Genomic DNA, 760 nt, shown 5'->3' on the forward strand with positions numbered 1-760 from the left:
GTGAACCTTAATCGGTGTCCAAGATTACTTGACCAGTTCAAGCCCGCTCCCACAGGGGTTTTGTGCCAGACACACAATGTATGAACACCGCAAATCCCCTGTGGGAGCGGGCTTGCTCGCGAAAGCGCCCTCCCAGACACATCCTGCCAAAAGCCTGCCGATCAGTATCAACCACCCGGATCTAGCCTCTCAGAACCCCCACTGAAGAGAGGCCATGGAATGCCTGATCTCGCGACCTCACACCGCCTGCGCATCGGGCGGTTCAGCGAACCCAACCGCATCTACCTGATTACCACCAACACTCATGAACGAGTGCCGATATTTGACGACTTTCATTTGGGTCGCCTGGTGGTTTGGCAATTCAGACTCGCTCAATATCAAGGATTGGCGAAGTCTCTGGCGTGGGTGGTGATGCCCGATCACTTCCATTGGCTGATGGAGCTGCAAAAGGGCTCATTGGGCGACTTAATGTGTCAGGTGAAATCCAAAAGCACTCGAACCGTGAATGGTGCCACGGGGCGCAAAGGCAGGCTTTGGCAATCCAGTTTTCATGACCGGGCACTGCGCAAGGAAGATGACTTGGTGAAGATGGCTCGGTATGTGGTAGCCAACCCATTGCGAGCGGGGTTGGTGGAGCGCATTGGCGACTATCCACTGTGGGATGCGGTTTGGGTATAGGGCAGAGACCGAGTTGCCCCCTTCGCGAGCAAGCCCGCTCCCACATTTTTGACTGCATTCCAAAGTTGGAACTCGGTCAAAA

The 760-nt window shown here is 55.0% G+C and carries 1 protein-coding gene; it reads left to right on the forward strand.

Annotation, left to right across the window (positions count from 1 at the left end; genetic code table 11):
- Nucleotides 1-219: 219 nt before the first annotated feature.
- Entirely contained in the window at nucleotides 220-678 is a 459-nt protein-coding gene (locus NUV89_RS29735) for a transposase (RefSeq protein WP_257784127.1), read from the forward strand.
- The last annotated feature ends 82 nt before the right edge of the window (nucleotides 679-760 follow it).

The sequence above is a fragment of the Pseudomonas sp. 18.1.10 genome, from assembly GCF_024655625.1.
GTDB lineage: Bacteria > Pseudomonadota > Gammaproteobacteria > Pseudomonadales > Pseudomonadaceae > Aquipseudomonas.

Excerpts from the sequence above, each read along its gene's own strand:
- NUV89_RS29735 (WP_257784127.1), top strand. The coding sequence starts at position 220 with ATGCCTGATCTCGCGACCTCACACCGCCTGCGCATCGGGCGGTTCAGC.